Raw genomic sequence first — 15,788 nt, forward strand, 5'->3', positions numbered from 1 at the left:
GCTGCAGTCTATGATGTGCTTTTAGTATAAAATATTAGTTAGCGCTTACATAACCCTAATCTCTTTGGATTGGTGGACTGGGATTGGGCTTACTGCGGCAGCGTGATACGCACCCTGGTTCCCTGTCCCGGCGAAGAGAGGATCGAGATTCCATACTCGCTCCCGTAGGTCATCTGAATCCGGTCAATGGTATTCTTAATGCCCACCGAAGCAGACTTATGGTGCAGAATCGCGTCTACCGTCTCCCGGCTCATGCCGCGTCCGTTGTCCTCCACCTCGAAATACCGTGCCGCCCCCTCCAGCCAGCCGCGGATACGGATGACGCCGCCCGATCCCGTCTGGTCGAAGCCGTGCAGAATCGCATTCTCTACAAACGGCTGGAACAGCAGCCTCGGCACCTCGGTCTCCATAAGAGAGGGGTCCATAGCGTACTCGACGGTGAATTTGTCCTCGAAACGAATCGACATAATATAGAAATAATTCTCCATCCAGTTCATCTCTTCGGACAACGGCACGGCGGCCCAGGTCTTCCTGGAGGTATAGTGCAGCATACTTGACAGGCAGACCAGCATCCGGCTAAGCTCCTGCTGATCATTTTCAATCGCCGTCCAGTTCATCACATTCAGCGTATTGTAGAGGAAATGCGGATGCATCTGCATGTTCAGCGCCTGAATCTCGGCCTCCTTCTCCTTCAGCCTGATCTCGTAATTCTCCGTCACCAGCAGGTGAATCCGGTCATTCATCCGGTTAAAGCGCTGCGTCAGGATGCCAAATTCATCATGGCCCACCACCTCCACGCGGGTCTGAAAATCTCCCTCAGCGACCGACCTCATCGCACTTAACAGCCGCTTAATCGGCTTGGTGATTTTGCCGGCCATGAAGAAGGCGAAGCTCATAGCCACGATCCCCATGACTACCGCCAGAACCGTAAGGGACGTACGAATCACCGGCACGAAGCTGCTCACCAGCCCCGCCTCCGGCATCCACACCACCGACAGCCATCCGGTGACCTCCGAACGGTCGAAGCAGACGATGAACACTTCGCCGTTCAGCTTCATCCGCCGCGCCCCGCTGTTCTCCTGCTGCAGCTCGTCCAGCCATGCTTCCCTGTTCGTCTGCGCAGCCGTCCCCGGCTCACTGCCGGCGACCACTCTGCCTTGCGGATCAAGCAACATATAATGCGAGCCTCGCGGAATGCTGTCAGCATACAAGGAATTCAGCACCTCAGATTTGAAGCTGATGACAAGTACAGGACGTTCCACGCCGGCATCCATTTTGGCAAGCCTGGTATTGCCCAGATAGGTGAAGTCAAGCAGGCGTGCGGCCGAGAACAGATAGCGGAATTCCAGATTGCCTTCCTGCAGGTACGGCTGATTGAACATGGTTACGAAGTCGTATGTGGGCACCCACACCAGCTTGCCCCCTGCCTGCCGGGCCATCCGGTCAATCTCCGATTGAGTGGGCTCTCCTTGGGGCAACGTCTGTCCGAAGGTGAAATAGGAGGTCCACAACTGATAGGCATAGATATCCTGATTCTGTGAAAAGGTCTTGCCCAGTACAGCCGTCACCTGCCGGTCCGCTGAGAACAACTCTGCCGGGTTGGCGGGATCAAGCTGGCTGAAGATACGGAACAGATCCTTATCGAGAAATAAGGACATGCTGTTCTGGTCGATGATCCGCAGCTTCGTATCCATAACCTCATTGCTCTTTTTGACAATCTCATACACATTCTTCTGGGCCTGCTCCGTAATGATCTTCAGGCTGGTCCGGTAGAACAACGCGCCCAATACAAGCAGGGGAATCGCAATCAGCAGGATGTAGCTGGCCAGCAGCCGGTAACGAAAGGTAATCCTCATGCTTCCCGCTTCCTTTGGGAGAGTGCCTGCTGGTAGGCCTTGGGCGACAGGCCGTAAGACTTCTTAAACACGCGGCAAAAATATTTGGTATCCTGAAACCCGCATTCCTGCGCAATCTCGTATATCCGCTGCTGCGGCTCGGCAAGCAGTGCCTTGGCCCGCTTCATCCGGGCTGCCGTCACATGCTCGGAGAAGGTGGTGCCGGTTCTCCCTTTGATCAGCGTACTGAAATAGGAGGGATTGAAGTGGAAATGCTCCGCTGCCCGCTCCAGCGTAAGCTCCTCCTTCATATGCCGCTGTATCCAGCTTAGGCATTCAGCGATCATGCTCTCGCCCTGATTCTGCCGGGCTACGGTTAAGGCCCGATGCGCTTCGCGGAGGGCCTGCCCCAGCTGGGAGACCAGTCCGCTGTAAGCGCTGCATGAACGGATCAGCAGCGTGGCCGTATCGGTCAGGAGCTGCCCGGCCTTTTTGCCCAGGAGCTCCTGATGGTCACTGCGGACCTGAAGCAGCATCAGCGAGGCCTGCTCCTTCAGCAGTACCGGGCGGGTCCGCCCGCCGCATGACAGCCGTTCGACCTCCTCCGCGCAAGCTTTCTGAACCAGCGCGGCATCATCTGTGTACAGCGCCGCATACAGCTTGCTCCAATCCGCAGCAAGGACCGCCGGGGCGGCCATCCACTCATCTGCGAACAGCAGCCCCTGCCGGAAATCGTAAAAGTTGTAGCTGTTCACCGTCCGGGCGGCCAGATAGGAATCCGGTGCTTCAGTCAGGAGGGAACGGCAGTGTGGCCCGATGGTGTGGACCAGCTGCCCTGCACCCGCACACTCCGCCCCGAGCGCCTGGGCAATCGCCCCCGCCTCCTCGCGGGTCTCCCGGGTCAGCCGGGGCTGCTCCACCAGAGTAACGGCGGACAGCAGGCCATCCTCCGGTATCCTGTTCAGGGGAACCGTTATGGATCTGCCCCACTGATTCCAAGCCTGCTCCAGAGCGCGGATGAAGGCGGCGCTGTCCGGGCTGTCACCGCAGCCTTTCAGCTCCGAGTACACGATAGCCCCGCCCTCCTTCAGCCACTCATGCCGCTTCAGCTCCTCCAGCTCCTCCGGGGCGGCGCTTCCGTTCAGCCAGGACAGCATTAGCCGGTTCAAATTCTCGGAGGAAGCCAGCGCAAGCCGCTGCTGCAATTCCTCTTCTTCCCGGCGCCGCTCCTGTTCAGCGGTTAACAGCTGGTCGATCCGGCTTAACACCTCAGAGACCTTTTGGATATCCACCGGCTTCAGCAGGTAATCATAAGCGCCGTGGCGTACCGCCTTCTGCGCATACTCGAACAGATTGTAAGCGGATACCATTACAACCCTGGTGCGGAGTCGCTCGGTCTTCAGCTGCTCCAGAAATTCAAGTCCGTCCATGCCGGGCATGCGGATATCGGTGAATATGGCGTCCGGCTGGTGCGCTTTTGCCCAAGCCATCGCGGACAGGCCATCCTTCACCGCCTCCACCTGATCCTCCGGCCGCAGGCGTCCGATCAGATTGACCATCCCTCTAAGATGTCTGGGCTCATCATCCACGATCAATATTCTCATTATGCTCAGCTCCCCAAGATTGGCTTACAGCCGCTGTCAGCCGCAGCGTTGCCCTTATTATAGAAGCCATCCCGGTTCATTCCTAGTGGATTCATATTGGAAAGGTGGATTTGGATTAGGTTGGCCCGGCCGCACCAGGAAACCGCCATTCGTCCATTAACAAGTGCCCTAAATCCACCTGCTTCTCTCTCACCATCCATCGACCTCACCGCCCGGCAGACTGCCAACTTATCCACACTTCATCCGCACTAACTCGTAGCAACCCGTCCGGCACAATAAAAAAGGGACTCCCATTCAGCCATCTGATGACTGCCGGAGTCCTTTTCCTTGGTTATCTAGTTCTCTCTTGTCTGATTACCCGGTTATCTGTTTATCTGTTTATCTGCTTATCTGCTTATCTGCTTAACTGTCTCCCTGTCTGCCTTCCTACTATTTCACTCTTTCACTATTCCCCTGTTTCTCTTCTCTCTTATCCCAACCTTGTCCGCGGCCCTTTCCTACTCCGAGCCGTCCCCCGCATCTCCGCCTCCGCTTCCTGCATCCGGCGCATTATTGCCGCCGGCTGGCGCGGGGCTCTCCCCGCTGCCCGCAATTCCGCCTGATCCGGCGGGGACGGAGCCGCTGCCGCCTGAAGGCGTGCCTTCCGTGCCTGAGCTACCCTTCTCGGTGTTCAGCGAAGGGGCCGGGATGGCGATGCCCGGAGCGTTGCTGCCGTTCTCGCCGACCGGCTTGCCCTGGTTGTCGTAGTAGTACATCGGAACATCGCCGACGACCATCAGGTAGGAGACCGGGATCTCGGTGTCCACCACCTGCGGTTCCATATCGAACGGGACCACGACGGCGACCTCAGTCACGATATGAATATAGACCTCAACGAGGATCATATTGATGCCGGCATTCTTCTGCCGGGTATTCAGCTCGACCTTGACCGCACCCTGCGGCTCGACCTTGACCGGAATGTCCGGTCCATAGGAGGCAACCAGCGGGCTGCCGAGCGCCTGGCCGAGCGGAATATGCTCCGTCCGGTTATGCAATTCCTGCAGGGTGGACTGAATGACCTCGGCGGCCTGCGAGGTGATCCGCATATGCTCCTTGTAATTGAGCATGAAGCCGGAGATTTTACCGTTCTTATCCGTCTTCCAGTCGATCAGCGCCTCCGCGTTCCCGCCATCCGCTACTTGGGATGTAATCGCCTTGTTAATGGATTCCGTCGCAATCTGCTTCACCCGGATCTGGGCGAGGTGGGTAATCGGCGGCTTCAGATGCTTCTCGACATAACGCAGCCCCTGGAGCACGGCCAGCATCAGGAGCAGGCTCAGGATGATCCAGAACCTGGCCCGTCTGCGCGGCCTCCGACCTACTCCGCCCGCCGCCTCCGGCCGCTGCCCGGACCCCGACCGGCTCCCGAACAGGCGGAAGCGGCCGCCGCCAGTCCGCCCGGCCTTCCGCCAAACCCGGTGTCCCGGAGCACCCTTCGCCGTTCCGGACGGCCTGGCCGCTTCGTAACCCGCTCCGCTGCCGCTCAGCCGGACACCGGACCTGGAGGGCTTCGCCACGAACCGGGCGCTCCGCCCCCAGCCCCAGCCGGACGCCCCTGCCCCCGCTCCAGTCCGGGACGGCTTCGCCTCGAATCTGGCGCTCCCGCCCGGCGGCCGGAGTCCGGCACGGGACGGTCTGGCCTTGAACCGCCGTCCGCCCGTCCCCCCAAGACCGCTGAAGCCCAGTCTCGGCAGCCGGAGACGGCTAAGCAGCGGCAAGCCTGCTTTCCGGTTTCCCCATTTTCTGATTCTGCCCATGCCCTGCCGTCCCTCCCGACATTCCGGCGGTCAAGCCGCCCTGTACTACTAACCTATTCAGCGCCCGCACGAAATAACCCCACAAAAAGTGGGGCTATCGCTTTGATTATGGAGCAGGATTGTTGCAAAAAAAAGAACATCCCCGCGACATCCGCCGCAGCAACGTTCTTCTAATGTCCCATCCGCTTGCGCTTATCCTCCTGGAGATGCCCCCAGTGCAGGCGGACAAAGACGGCGAGCAGAATCAGCATAAACACCCCGTACCACAGCAGAAAACCGTTCCAGTCCTCACGCGGCACGATCAGCGAGGAGCTGATGGTACCGAACAGCCAGATGAAGGACAGATTGCCCAGCACCGTGCCCCAGATGTAAGCCGCAGGCTTCATGGAAGACACCGCCGACATCAGATTGATGATATTGCTCGGCACAATCGGGACCGTACGCAGCAGCACCAGTGTCCAGATACCGTAGCGGTCCAGGTAGACCTGCCATTTGTCATACTTCTTGAGCCTGTATCCCCACTTCCGGTCGAACCAGTCGAAGAGATACCGCCGGAACAGATAATAGACCAGCACCGCCGCTACATTGCAGGCAATCCAGCTTACTGCCATCCCGCCAATAATCTCAAACACAGAGACATGAAGCACAATCAGCACCGCGAGGGGGAAGAATCCGAACAAGCTCTGCAGGATAGTAAGCGGAAAGGTGGCGAATACAATGTAAGGGCCGCTAAGTCCAAGGCTCTGCAGCAGCCAGTCGATCCAGGCGTTGATGGTCTCGGTCATGGAGCTCTCTCCTTTCCTGACTCCTTGCAGCAGCCGATTCTGTACACATCCTGTCACTCTTGCAGAAAAACACCCCTTCCGGGGTGTTCAAGAAATGACTTGCGTACGATATGCGTATGAAGTTAAATGATGGGCCCGTTGGTTACAAAATTGTAGCTATTATTCCTTCATCATAGCACACATCCGCTTCTGCTGCCAGCCGCCTGGCCGTCCTATTTATTCTTTGGAAGAAACACCGGCAGTCCATTCATTCACCTTGGCTTCGTTGCTCTCTACCCACTCTTTGGCCGCTTCCTCCGGCGATTGTCCGCCCTGAATCTTGACCATCACCTGTTCCATATCCTCTGCAGTCCACTTGAATTGGCTCAGGAACTTGTGCACATCAGGCATATCCTCCTGAAGCCCCTTGCGGGCCATGGTGTGGATCTGCTCGGCTCCGCCGTATACATTCTGGGGGTCATCCAGATACTTCAGGTCCATGTTGGCGAACATCCAGTGCGGAGTCCAGCCGGTGACCACAATCGGTTCATTCTTGTCAAAAGCCTTCTGCAGCTCCTGTGCCATCGCCGCCGACGAGCTCTCCAGCAGCGTATAGTCGCTTAAGCCGTAGGTCTCCAGCGCCTTCTCGGTAGCCGACATAATGCCTGCACCCGGCTCAATCCCGATAATCGTCTTATTGAGCGAAGAGGCCACATCGGCATTCTTCAGATCATCGATCGAGTTAATGTCCATATAGGCCGGAACGGCCAGACCGGTCTTCGTTCCATCCAGGTTCACTCCTACATCCTCTATATCCTTGCCGTATCTCTCCAGATAAGAGGCATGGGTGCTGGGCAGCCAGGCGGCTACCATCGCATCTGCGCTTCCGTCGGCAATCCCTGCCCACATCGGTCCGGCATCCACCTGCAGCATCTCGACCTTAACGCCGAGCTTCGATTCAAGCACTTCCTTCACTACATTGGTACTGGCAATTTCCGAGTCCCAGGCCACATAGGCCAGCTTCACCGTGCCGCCTTTATCGGACGAGCATCCAGCTACCAGGACTACAGCCAGCAGCAGCATCAACCATACCAGCGGACGGCGTTTCATCAGTTTACTTGTGTTCATAATGTTCATACACTCCTTATCCTTGTTGTTTGGCCTTGAACAGCTTCTGGGTCAGACGGTCCAGCAGGATGGCAATAATGACAATCGCAATACCCGCCTCGAAGCCCGCACCGGTCTTGGCCTGCGAGACCGCACGGTACACATAGACTCCGACCCCCTGGGCGCCAATCATGGACGAGATGACGACCATCGACAGCGACAGCATAATCGTCTGGTTAATTCCGGCCATAATGGTCGGCAGCGCGATGGGCAGCTGCAGCTTGAACAGCTTCTGCCCGGCAGTAGAGCCGAAGGCATCCGCTGCCTCCACCAGCTCCGGCGAGACCTGACGAATCCCCAGGTTCGTAAGCCTTATCGTTGGCGGAATCGCAAATATAATAGAAGCAATAACTCCGGGAACCACGCCCAGTGAGAAGAACGAGACAGCCGGCAGCAGATAGACGAAGGCCGGCATCGTCTGCATGAAGTCCAGCACAGGGGTGGCGATATTCTGGAAGGTCCGGCTCTGGGCACAGAGCACACCGAGCGGAACCCCAATAATGACTGCCAGCAGAGATGCTGTCAGCACCAAGGCCAGCGACTGCATCGAAGGCCCCCATAACCCCAGGTTATCAATCAGCAGCAGTCCGACCACTGCGAACAATGCCATCCGCCATTTGCCGATCCAATAAGCCAGTGCGGCAATCAGAAGGGTCAGCACAATTGCCGGCAGGAAGTTCAGTGCCGTCTCAATTCCGCTCACCATTCCGCCAATTACGGTGTGGATGAATTTGAACACCGGTCCGAAGTAGGCGGTCAGCCAGTCTTCGATCCATTCTACGCCCTTGCCGAGCGGTATTTTGGGTAGATTCATGAACCTGTTCCTCCTTCCGGAACGGCATTGCCGGCCAGTGCTGACAATACGGCTCCTTTGATTACAATGCCCTTCAGCTTGTTGCCCTCATCCACGACAGCAACCGGCAGATGGGTCTCCGACATCAGCTCGAACAGATCATTGAGCAGGGTATCCGGAGACACCTGGGGAATCTCACGCTGCATTACGTCCAGAATGCTGCGGTTCTCCTTCAGGGCCTGAGACGCATTATCCGCCGTAAGCAGACCTTGCAGGCGCATCTCATTATCCGCCACATACAGGCTGGACACCCCGCTGTCCCGCATCAGCTGCAGGGCTACCCGGGGACCGCGTTCCGGGCGGATCATCTCCGGCTGGAGCATGACATGCGAAGCGGTCAGCACCTTTGACAGATCGACATCCTCCACGAAGCGCTCCACATATTTGTTGGCAGGCTGAATGAGAATTTCTTCCGGCGTTCCGATCTGCACCACGACCCCGTCCTTCATCAGGGCAATCCGGTCCCCGATCCGCAGTGCCTCATCCAGATCATGCGTGATGAATACAATCGTCTTCTTCACTCTGGACTGCAGCTCCAGCAGCTCCTGCTGCATATCCTTGCGGATCAGCGGATCCAGCGCACTGAAGGCTTCATCCATCAGCAGAATGTCAGGATCATTCGCCAGACCGCGCGCCAGACCGACACGCTGCTGCATCCCGCCGCTCAGCTGGTCCGGGCGGTGATTCTCCCAGCCTTTGAGGCCGACCAGTTCAAGTGCCTCCATCGCAAGCTTCGTCCGCTTGCTTTTCTCCACACCCTGAACCTCCAGACCGTATTCTGCGTTGGCCAGCACCGTGCGGTGCGGGAACAGTGCGAACTTTTGAAAGACCATGCCGATATTCTTGCGCCGGAACTCCCGGAGCTGCTCCGCATTCATCTTCACAACATCCTGGCCCTTGAACAGCACCTGGCCTCCGGTAGGCTCAATCAGCCGGTTCAATAGACGGACGAGCGTAGATTTTCCACTGCCAGACAAGCCCATAATGACGAAGATTTCTCCTTCTTCAATACTGAACTCAGCCTTATTCACGCCAACGGTCAGCTTGGCTTCACGGGCAATTTTCTCCTTGGACCAGCCTTGCTCTAATAAGGAAAGCGCCCGTGCCGGATCATTACCGAATACTTTGGTTAATTGTTTCACCTCTATAATTGGCATAGTGACCTCCTTCTCTATCTTTAGACTTTCGCGCCTGATGCTACTGACCTAGTGTAATGGACTTACGAAAAGAGACGCAAAGCGCATATACGCTAAAAATTTAGTGTACAGTTTTAACTTTACGTACTTTACGTATAGAATACTCTGTTTTACGCCAAATTACGTTCCTGATGAATTCTTTACTTCTGGATGGGGATTTGATTACAATACAGTAGGAGAGGCATGTAAGCCTGTCAGCCTTATTCCTCAGGAGGGACATCATGAATGATTTAGAGGGGCTTCCGCCCGAACAAATAGCCAAGATCAGAAAGGTCCGGGAACGGGTCATTGATTCGATCGGCAAAAATATGGATCTGTACGGCATCACCTTGTCCATCGGACATCTCTACGGTTATATGTACTTCAACGAGGGTCCGGTTACGCTGGATGAGCTGAGCAGTACGATGGGGATGAGCAAGACTTCCATGAGCACCGGAGTCCGCACACTGATGGATCTGAAGATGATCGACAAAGTCTGGGGCAAGGGCACCCGCAAGGATCTGTTCGAGGTGGTTCCCGACTGGCACCAGAACTTCAGCGACTACTTCTCTATTAAATGGAGAAAAGCAGTGGAAGGGAATATGAGCGCCCTTAACAAATCGCTGGCCGAGATCCGGCAGATGAGAACGGATTATGCGGACGAGCCTGAGCTGGTGCGCCTGCTTCAGACCGATGAGGTCAAGATTGAGGAAGCGGTCAAATATTACCGCTGGCTGCTGAAGCTGATTGAAGCGCTGGAAACCGGCAGAATTTTTGAATTTATCCCTAAGGAATAATCATAGACATAGACGTTCATCCTATTCCGCTCAAGCTGAAAAGGCTGTCACCAAAAGCCATGAAACGGCGCTTGGGGCAGCCTTTTATTTTTGGAGTTGGTGGAATTGAGGAGTAGGATTAACGTGAGCACTTGGGTGGACGCTGCTTGAAAGGACCGTTGTTCCGTTCTCTCCGCTGTTTAAGCGGGAAATGGAACTACCTATTCTGGACACCCGCTCGCTAGCAAATGTATGCTGTTTTCCACATACATTCGGGCCAGCGCCTGCGTTTGAGCATAATGTATGCTGTTTTCCACATACATTTGGTCGAAATGATGCTCTAACAGGGGAATTATAGTTTCCCTACAAATATCAGAACGGCCGCGCCCCTTGAACTCAAGGAACGCGGCCGTTCTTTTATCCTATGTGGCGGGCATATCGGAATATGCTGCCGGATGGCATAGACTTACAGATTCTCTGTGAGACTTACATTATCGATATAGATATGATTGCCTGCTTCGATAGCGGCATTCGTCTCTGTACTGTTGCCGGGATTCAGGCCCAGCAGGAAGACCAGATGAGCGCCTGCATCCGTTCCGCCGTCCATGGTGAAGGTGTAGCTGAAGCGCTGCATGTCGCCCGTTAACGCCACAGCGGTTGCAGGGAGATACTTCGTGTAATCCCCTCCGAAATGCTCCACCGCCACTTCAATCAGGCGATTAATATCCGAGCGGGCGCTGAAGGACAGGGTGTAGCTTGTGCCTTCGGTCAGCTTCAGATCTCTGTAATCAACCTGGGCAGCGTAGTTGGCCGAGCCCGTGAAGTTCAGTGAGACTTCGAGTTCGCCGGACTTCACGGCGGCACTGCCTGCAGCCTCGAAATACTGGGTCCAGCCCTTAAGTGCCGGCTCGGCATCGAACGTACCGTTCTCCAGCTTGCCGCTGGCCGGAGGAGTGACCGGACCGCCCGTCACCTCACGGACTGCTATATCGTCTAGAGAGATCGTATGCGGCGTATGATTGGCCGTCTTATCCTCACCCATGGTCGCTCCGATCAGGTAATTCAGCTTCAGCGGATTATCGTTCGTAACGGTGAACTGTGTGCTGTAGGTTGCCCAAGTGGCCGTGATATCGAACTTTGCCTGCGCCGCCTGGGCAGAGGTTCCACTGTATTCTACAACAATCTGCCGGGGAACCGTGGACTTCGCTTTGAAGCTTAGCTCATACGTTCGGCCGGCTTCCAGCGGAATCTTCTCCTGATAGAGCTGGGTGTGCCAGGCTTGTGATCCGGCCGCCGTAATCAACACCTCTGCTACTCCGTCGACCACTTGGAAGGACGAAGCTCCGCCTTCACCGGACCAGGTAGACCAGCCTGTGCTGCCGCTGGAGAATGAACCGTTGATGACCAGATTGTCATCATTGGCCAATATGGTCTGAACCACCCGCGCGCTGACATACCCTTCAGCCTCTACAATAATGCTGTAGCTTCCTTCTGCCGGAAAAGCCGCCGCCTGAATCGTAATGACACCAGGCTTCACCGTGTACAGTTCAGGCTCCAGTACAGTCCCGTTCACCTTCACCGCCTTAATATGGTCCGACCACTCGGCCTTCTCCATGAAGGTCAGCTCTATCGGCTGCGACACCCGGTTGCCGGTATGGTCAGGAGCCAGCTCCTGCGGCTTCGCCGGGGCATCCTTGATCTCGAATCTCACATTATCGATCACAATGTCATGACTCTGCGGAACGCTCACCCCGCCCACCTTGCCAAGCAGGAATTTCAGCGAGAGCATATCGTTCGCCCCCTGCCGGAATTCGAACCGGTAATGCTGCATCTCCGGTGTCAGCTCCACCGTCTTATCCATGGAAGGGGTGTAGCTGGCATTCTCCGCCTTCACGCTAATCTGCCGGGCTACGCTGGCGCTGGCATCGAATTCAACCACATAATCCGAGCCGGCGGCGCTCTTCAGGTTATTCTGGAACAGCATGACCGAATACGGCTGATTCCCCGTGTTCGTAATGCTGAATTTCGCTGCCCCGTCTGCTACGGCAGCCGAACTCTGCCCGCCGTCCTCAGTCAGCAGCCGCTCCCAATTGTTGAACCCGAAGCTGAAATCGCCGTTCAGCAGCGGATAATAGATGAGATCGGGATCATAATAGAAGCTGGTGCGCACGAGCAGGAACTGGTCCAGCAGCACCGTCCCGGTGCCACCGCTAAGGCTCAGCACGAACTGTCCAAGCCGGTCGCTTGCCCCCGGGAAGTTCTTGAAGACCACCTCTGCCACCTGATGGCCTGCCTTAAGCTCTACCGGCTGCGAAGCATACAGCGTTCCGTCATGGCTGCGCAGTTCTACCGTTGCGCTCCGCGCAGAGGAGCTGTCTGCCTCGAAGGTCAGCTTATAATCCTGGCCCTGCACCAGGAAGATCCCCTTCTGGAGCAGCGTAACCTCGCCGCTGCCGCCGTCCGTGCCTGCAATGTCCAGCTTCAGGCGGCCGTCAGCATCAACGGCCGGATGGACCTCCGCAGCGCCTGCGCCATCAATATGCCAATAGCTCATCCGGTCGGGTTCTCCCAGATCGAAGCTGCCGTTGTAGAGATGATTGCCGCTGCCGAGCGGCGTCTTGGCGCTGTCATGATCGAAGGGAATGCTGTCGATCTCTTCCAGCCGTGCATTGCCGAGCCATACCGGCGAAGCATTGGTTCCGAGGTTGAACTCAATCCGCGCAGCGTTGTCCGAGTTCTCCTTCATCTGGAACATCGTCTCGAAATGCTGAACCTCTCCCGTCAGTCCCGCCTTGAACGCCGGAGAATAAGCCGGGAAGCCCAGCGGTGCGCCGCCGGTCAGCCGGGCGGTCAGCTCGCGGGCCGTATCCGTTCTGGCATCGAAGCTCAGCTTGTAGAATCTGCCCTTCGCCAGCGATACAATCGCCTGCGGCTGAATCGAATAGGTGTTGCCGCCCGGCTTCCGGATATCTACCTTCAGGAAGTTCTTGCCGCCGACGGGCTCCAGGGACAGCGCTGCATCCGCACCTTCGTCCTTGTACAGCACCCAGTGGGCCGTGTTCGGGATGCCCAGCCCGGGATCGCCCGCCACCTGCTCTGTGAATCCGCTGTTATAGATGAAGTTGCCGTCTTCGAGCGGTTGCTTGGCCCCCTCCAGATAAGGCTCCTTCTCAATCTCTACCGGCACGGGCTGGCGGTATTCGCGTCCGGTCAGCTCATAGATGCGGACATAATCAATTTCCATCGAACTTGGGAAGACCGTCTCCGCCGTAGGGTTGCCGTCGAAGTTGCCGCCTACCGCCAGGTTCATCAGCAGGTGGAATTTCTGGTTGAACGGTGCCGGATAAGCATTCACCGCCGGCTGGCCGTTGCTCTTGCTGTACCAGTCATTCTTGGTGGAATACAGCACTCCGTCCACATACCAGCGGATCTCTCCCGGCTCCCACTCAATCGAATAGGTATGGAACTCTTCAATGGTGGAATCGCCCGGAAGCACATATTCCTTGCCGGAATAGACATTATCCGGCCACTGGGAGCCATAGTGAATCGTTCCGGCGACCACATTCGGACGGCTGCCCCAGCCTTCCATAATATCCAGCTCGCCGGAGGCCGCCCAGTTGCCGTAGACATAGTTCTCCGGCAGCATCCAGATCGCCGGCCAGAGCCCCTTGCCTGCCGGTGCTTTCGCCCGGATCTCGAACTTGCCGTACATTTTGCTGTACAAGCCGTTGGTCTTGATTCTTGTGGAAGTATACGGCTTGCCGCCCATCGCCTCTTTACGTGCGGTGATGACCAGTTTACCGTCCTGCTCCTTCACATTCTTCGGATCATTGGTGTAATACTCCAGCTCATTGTTGCCCCAGCCCGGATTGCCGACTACCGTGCCATCTCCCAGGTCATAGGTCCACTTCGCAGGATCAATGACATTGTCATCGAACTCATCATTCCAGACGAGCGTCCACGGATCAGTGGTTGGTGTGGAGGTCGGCTGCGGCGTCGGGGCTATTGTAGACGTCGGCTCTGGTGTCGGCGTAGCCGCTGGCGTCGGCTCCGGCGTCGGTGTAGCCTCTGGTGTCGGCTCGGCCGTGGCTACTGGCGTCGGCTCGGGCGTGGCCGCTGGCGTCGGTTCGGGTGTCGGCTCTTGTGTTGCTACCGGCGTTGGCTCTGGTGTAGCCGCTGGCGTTGGCTCCGGTGTAGCGGTGGCCGTCTCGCCCCCGCCTGAGACCACTGGCGGCAGGCCAGCCTGCGGCGAAGCCAGATTCAGATTGCTGCGGCTGCCCTGCAGCAGGGCCATGCCCCCGGCGGTCACAGCCTCCGCCTGGTTCAGCACGCTGCCGAAGCTTCCACTGCCCGTAAGCGCCGTGCCCTTGGCACCGGAGGTGAGCAGCAGCTCCGCCACCTGCGCCTGATTCATCAGCACGACCTTGCCGGGCGTGCTCCAGATCAGCTTGGACAGCTTGCCGGATACGTTCAGTGTAAGGCTGCCTGCTGCCGGATTAGCTGCGGAGACTACCCCGTAATTGCCTATAATAGTGACCGTATGCTCCCCGGCCGGGAGCATCACATTGGTGAATCCCTCCCCGGTAAGCGCCCCCTCTTCAAGAATTGCGCCGGAGACAAGCCGCACGGTTCCGGCGGTTGTCGTTCCGCTGGCCACGATGCGGACGATACCCCGGGGCTTCGCTACCTGAACAGGCCCAAGAGTACTGTTCACCAGGCTCACACTATGCTCACCGCCGCCGCGGATATAGGTAGTGCCCTTCACCTGCACCCCCTCCAGCCGCACCTCCCCCTCTCCGATGCCTTCGGTCAGATAGAGGTTCCCTTCGATAACACTGTCCCGGAGGGTGATGCCTTCATGGCTCAGCACGACATTCCCCTGCACGGTGCCCAGCTTCACTTCCCCGCTGGAGGACTGAAGTCCCTGCACCAGCGAATCGGCCAGCTTCGCCAGCTCAGCGCGCGTAATTTTCCCGTCCGGCTTGAACAATCCTCCCGGGTAACCCTTCATATAACCCGCTGCCGTTAACACATCCGCTGCGGAGATGACCTCACTATCCGCGCCTGCAAGATCACTGTACACCGCTTTGGCCGAATTGCCGGTCTCCAGCCGAAAAATCTTTTGCAGCGCCACCGCCGCCTCCCCGCGCTTCAAAGAAGCTTCAGGCTGAATATGCTGATCCGCGCCAGCACTCAGATATCCCGCAGCTACCGCCTTCGCGATATCTTGCTTATACCAGGCTGCGCCTGCAACATCCGCCGGAAGAACAGCCGCCAATTCCCTATAACCGAATATGCGGTTCATCATCGCGGCGAATTCCGCCCGGGTGACCTGCTGATCGGGCCGGAAGCTGCCGTCCCCGTAACCGTTGAGCACCCCGCTGCGGCTCCAGCGCTGCAAGGCAGAGACCGCCCAGTGACCCGCACCCACATCAGTAAACGCTTTCAAATTACCAATAGCGGAACTTCCGTCCTTCCCCGATACCGGTGCTTCTGCTGCCGCTGTCAGCCTGCCCTGAGCAGGCAGCGCACCTGCCGCACCGCTTCCCAGCGGCGACAGCAGCCCGGTCACGATTACTGCGGCTGCGAGCAATGCGGATACATTCTTTTTCATTCGGTAGATGCCTCCTCTAGTTTTCTGCCTTGTTCTACCGCAACCCCATGAATACCTTTTCTTCAAATCGACAAATCGAAATCGGTTTCGGTCGATAAAACACGAATTCCTCAATGCAATTAACCTTTGACTTGTTTCGGCAAGTTAGAATAGACTCTAGAAAGGACTGCTTGCTCCTGGCAGGCAGTGTCCGATGAACGGTCT

At 57.0% G+C, this 15,788-nt stretch carries 9 protein-coding genes; 1 reads left to right on the plus strand and 8 read right to left on the minus strand.

All coding sequences use genetic code 11. From position 1 onward, the window contains the following. Positions 1–89 precede the first annotated feature (89 nt). The 7 genes from K1558_RS20985 to K1558_RS21015 all read right to left on the minus strand — a co-directional run bounded on the left by K1558_RS20985 (position 90) and on the right by K1558_RS21015 (position 9,176). Complete coding sequence (locus tag K1558_RS20985) at positions 90–1,856, minus strand: sensor histidine kinase (protein WP_238653624.1); 1,767 nt, start codon at positions 1,854–1,856, stop codon at positions 90–92. Then, positions 1,853–3,439: a response regulator transcription factor gene (locus K1558_RS20990; protein ID WP_238653625.1), complete on the minus strand. Its 1,587-nt coding sequence runs from the start codon at positions 3,437–3,439 to the stop codon at positions 1,853–1,855. Before K1558_RS20990 ends, K1558_RS20985 begins: the two co-directional genes overlap by 4 nt. A gap of 497 nt (positions 3,440–3,936) precedes the next feature. Beyond that, positions 3,937–5,235: a sporulation protein YunB gene (gene yunB, locus K1558_RS33195; protein ID WP_420800456.1), complete on the minus strand. Its 1,299-nt coding sequence runs from the start codon at positions 5,233–5,235 to the stop codon at positions 3,937–3,939. A 170-nt stretch (positions 5,236–5,405) separates the two neighbouring features. After that, positions 5,406–6,020: a TVP38/TMEM64 family protein gene (locus K1558_RS21000; RefSeq protein WP_238653626.1), complete on the minus strand. Its 615-nt coding sequence runs from the start codon at positions 6,018–6,020 to the stop codon at positions 5,406–5,408. 216 nt (positions 6,021–6,236) lie between these two features. Continuing rightward, the gene (locus K1558_RS21005; RefSeq protein WP_238653627.1) at positions 6,237–7,127 is read right to left on the minus strand and encodes a glycine betaine ABC transporter substrate-binding protein; all 891 of its coding nucleotides are present in this window, start codon (positions 7,125–7,127) and stop codon (positions 6,237–6,239) included. Positions 7,128–7,143: 16 nt separating this feature from the next. After that, positions 7,144–7,980, minus strand: coding sequence for an ABC transporter permease (locus K1558_RS21010; protein WP_238653628.1), 837 nt, complete (start codon positions 7,978–7,980; stop codon positions 7,144–7,146). Next, positions 7,977–9,176 carry a quaternary amine ABC transporter ATP-binding protein gene (locus K1558_RS21015; protein ID WP_238653629.1) on the minus strand — a complete coding sequence of 400 codons (1,200 nt, stop codon included), beginning with the start codon at positions 9,174–9,176 and terminating at the stop codon, positions 7,977–7,979. The genes K1558_RS21010 and K1558_RS21015 overlap by 4 nt, the downstream gene beginning before the upstream one ends. Before the next feature lie 260 nt (positions 9,177–9,436). Between K1558_RS21015 and K1558_RS21020 the strand changes: the two genes are divergently transcribed. Further along, entirely contained in the window at positions 9,437–9,991 is a 555-nt protein-coding gene (locus tag K1558_RS21020) for a GbsR/MarR family transcriptional regulator (RefSeq protein ID WP_238653630.1), read from the plus strand. 445 nt (positions 9,992–10,436) lie between these two features. Here K1558_RS21020 and K1558_RS21025 read toward each other — a convergent pair whose 3' ends face one another. Beyond that, positions 10,437–15,584 (minus strand): carbohydrate binding domain-containing protein, encoded by a 5,148-nt coding sequence (locus tag K1558_RS21025; protein WP_238653631.1) that lies wholly within the window; start codon positions 15,582–15,584, stop codon positions 10,437–10,439. Between the last annotated feature and the right edge of the window lie 204 nt (positions 15,585–15,788).

It is taken from the genome of Paenibacillus piscarius, assembly GCF_022234545.1.
Classification (GTDB): Bacteria; Bacillota; Bacilli; order Paenibacillales; family Paenibacillaceae; genus Paenibacillus_AQ; species Paenibacillus_AQ piscarius.

Excerpts from the sequence above, each read along its gene's own strand:
- K1558_RS21000 (WP_238653626.1), bottom strand. The coding sequence starts at position 6,020 with ATGACCGAGACCATCAACGCCTGGATCGACTGGCTGCTGCAGAGCCTT.
- K1558_RS21020 (WP_238653630.1), top strand. The coding sequence starts at position 9,437 with ATGAATGATTTAGAGGGGCTTCCGCCCGAACAAATAGCCAAGATCAGA.
- K1558_RS20990 (WP_238653625.1), bottom strand. The coding sequence starts at position 3,439 with ATGAGAATATTGATCGTGGATGATGAGCCCAGACATCTTAGAGGGATG.
- yunB (WP_420800456.1), bottom strand. The coding sequence starts at position 5,235 with ATGGGCAGAATCAGAAAATGGGGAAACCGGAAAGCAGGCTTGCCGCTG.
- K1558_RS21025 (WP_238653631.1), bottom strand. The coding sequence starts at position 15,584 with ATGAAAAAGAATGTATCCGCATTGCTCGCAGCCGCAGTAATCGTGACC.
- K1558_RS21005 (WP_238653627.1), bottom strand. The coding sequence starts at position 7,127 with ATGAACACAAGTAAACTGATGAAACGCCGTCCGCTGGTATGGTTGATG.
- K1558_RS21010 (WP_238653628.1), bottom strand. The coding sequence starts at position 7,980 with ATGAATCTACCCAAAATACCGCTCGGCAAGGGCGTAGAATGGATCGAA.
- K1558_RS21015 (WP_238653629.1), bottom strand. The coding sequence starts at position 9,176 with ATGCCAATTATAGAGGTGAAACAATTAACCAAAGTATTCGGTAATGAT.
- K1558_RS20985 (WP_238653624.1), bottom strand. The coding sequence starts at position 1,856 with ATGAGGATTACCTTTCGTTACCGGCTGCTGGCCAGCTACATCCTGCTG.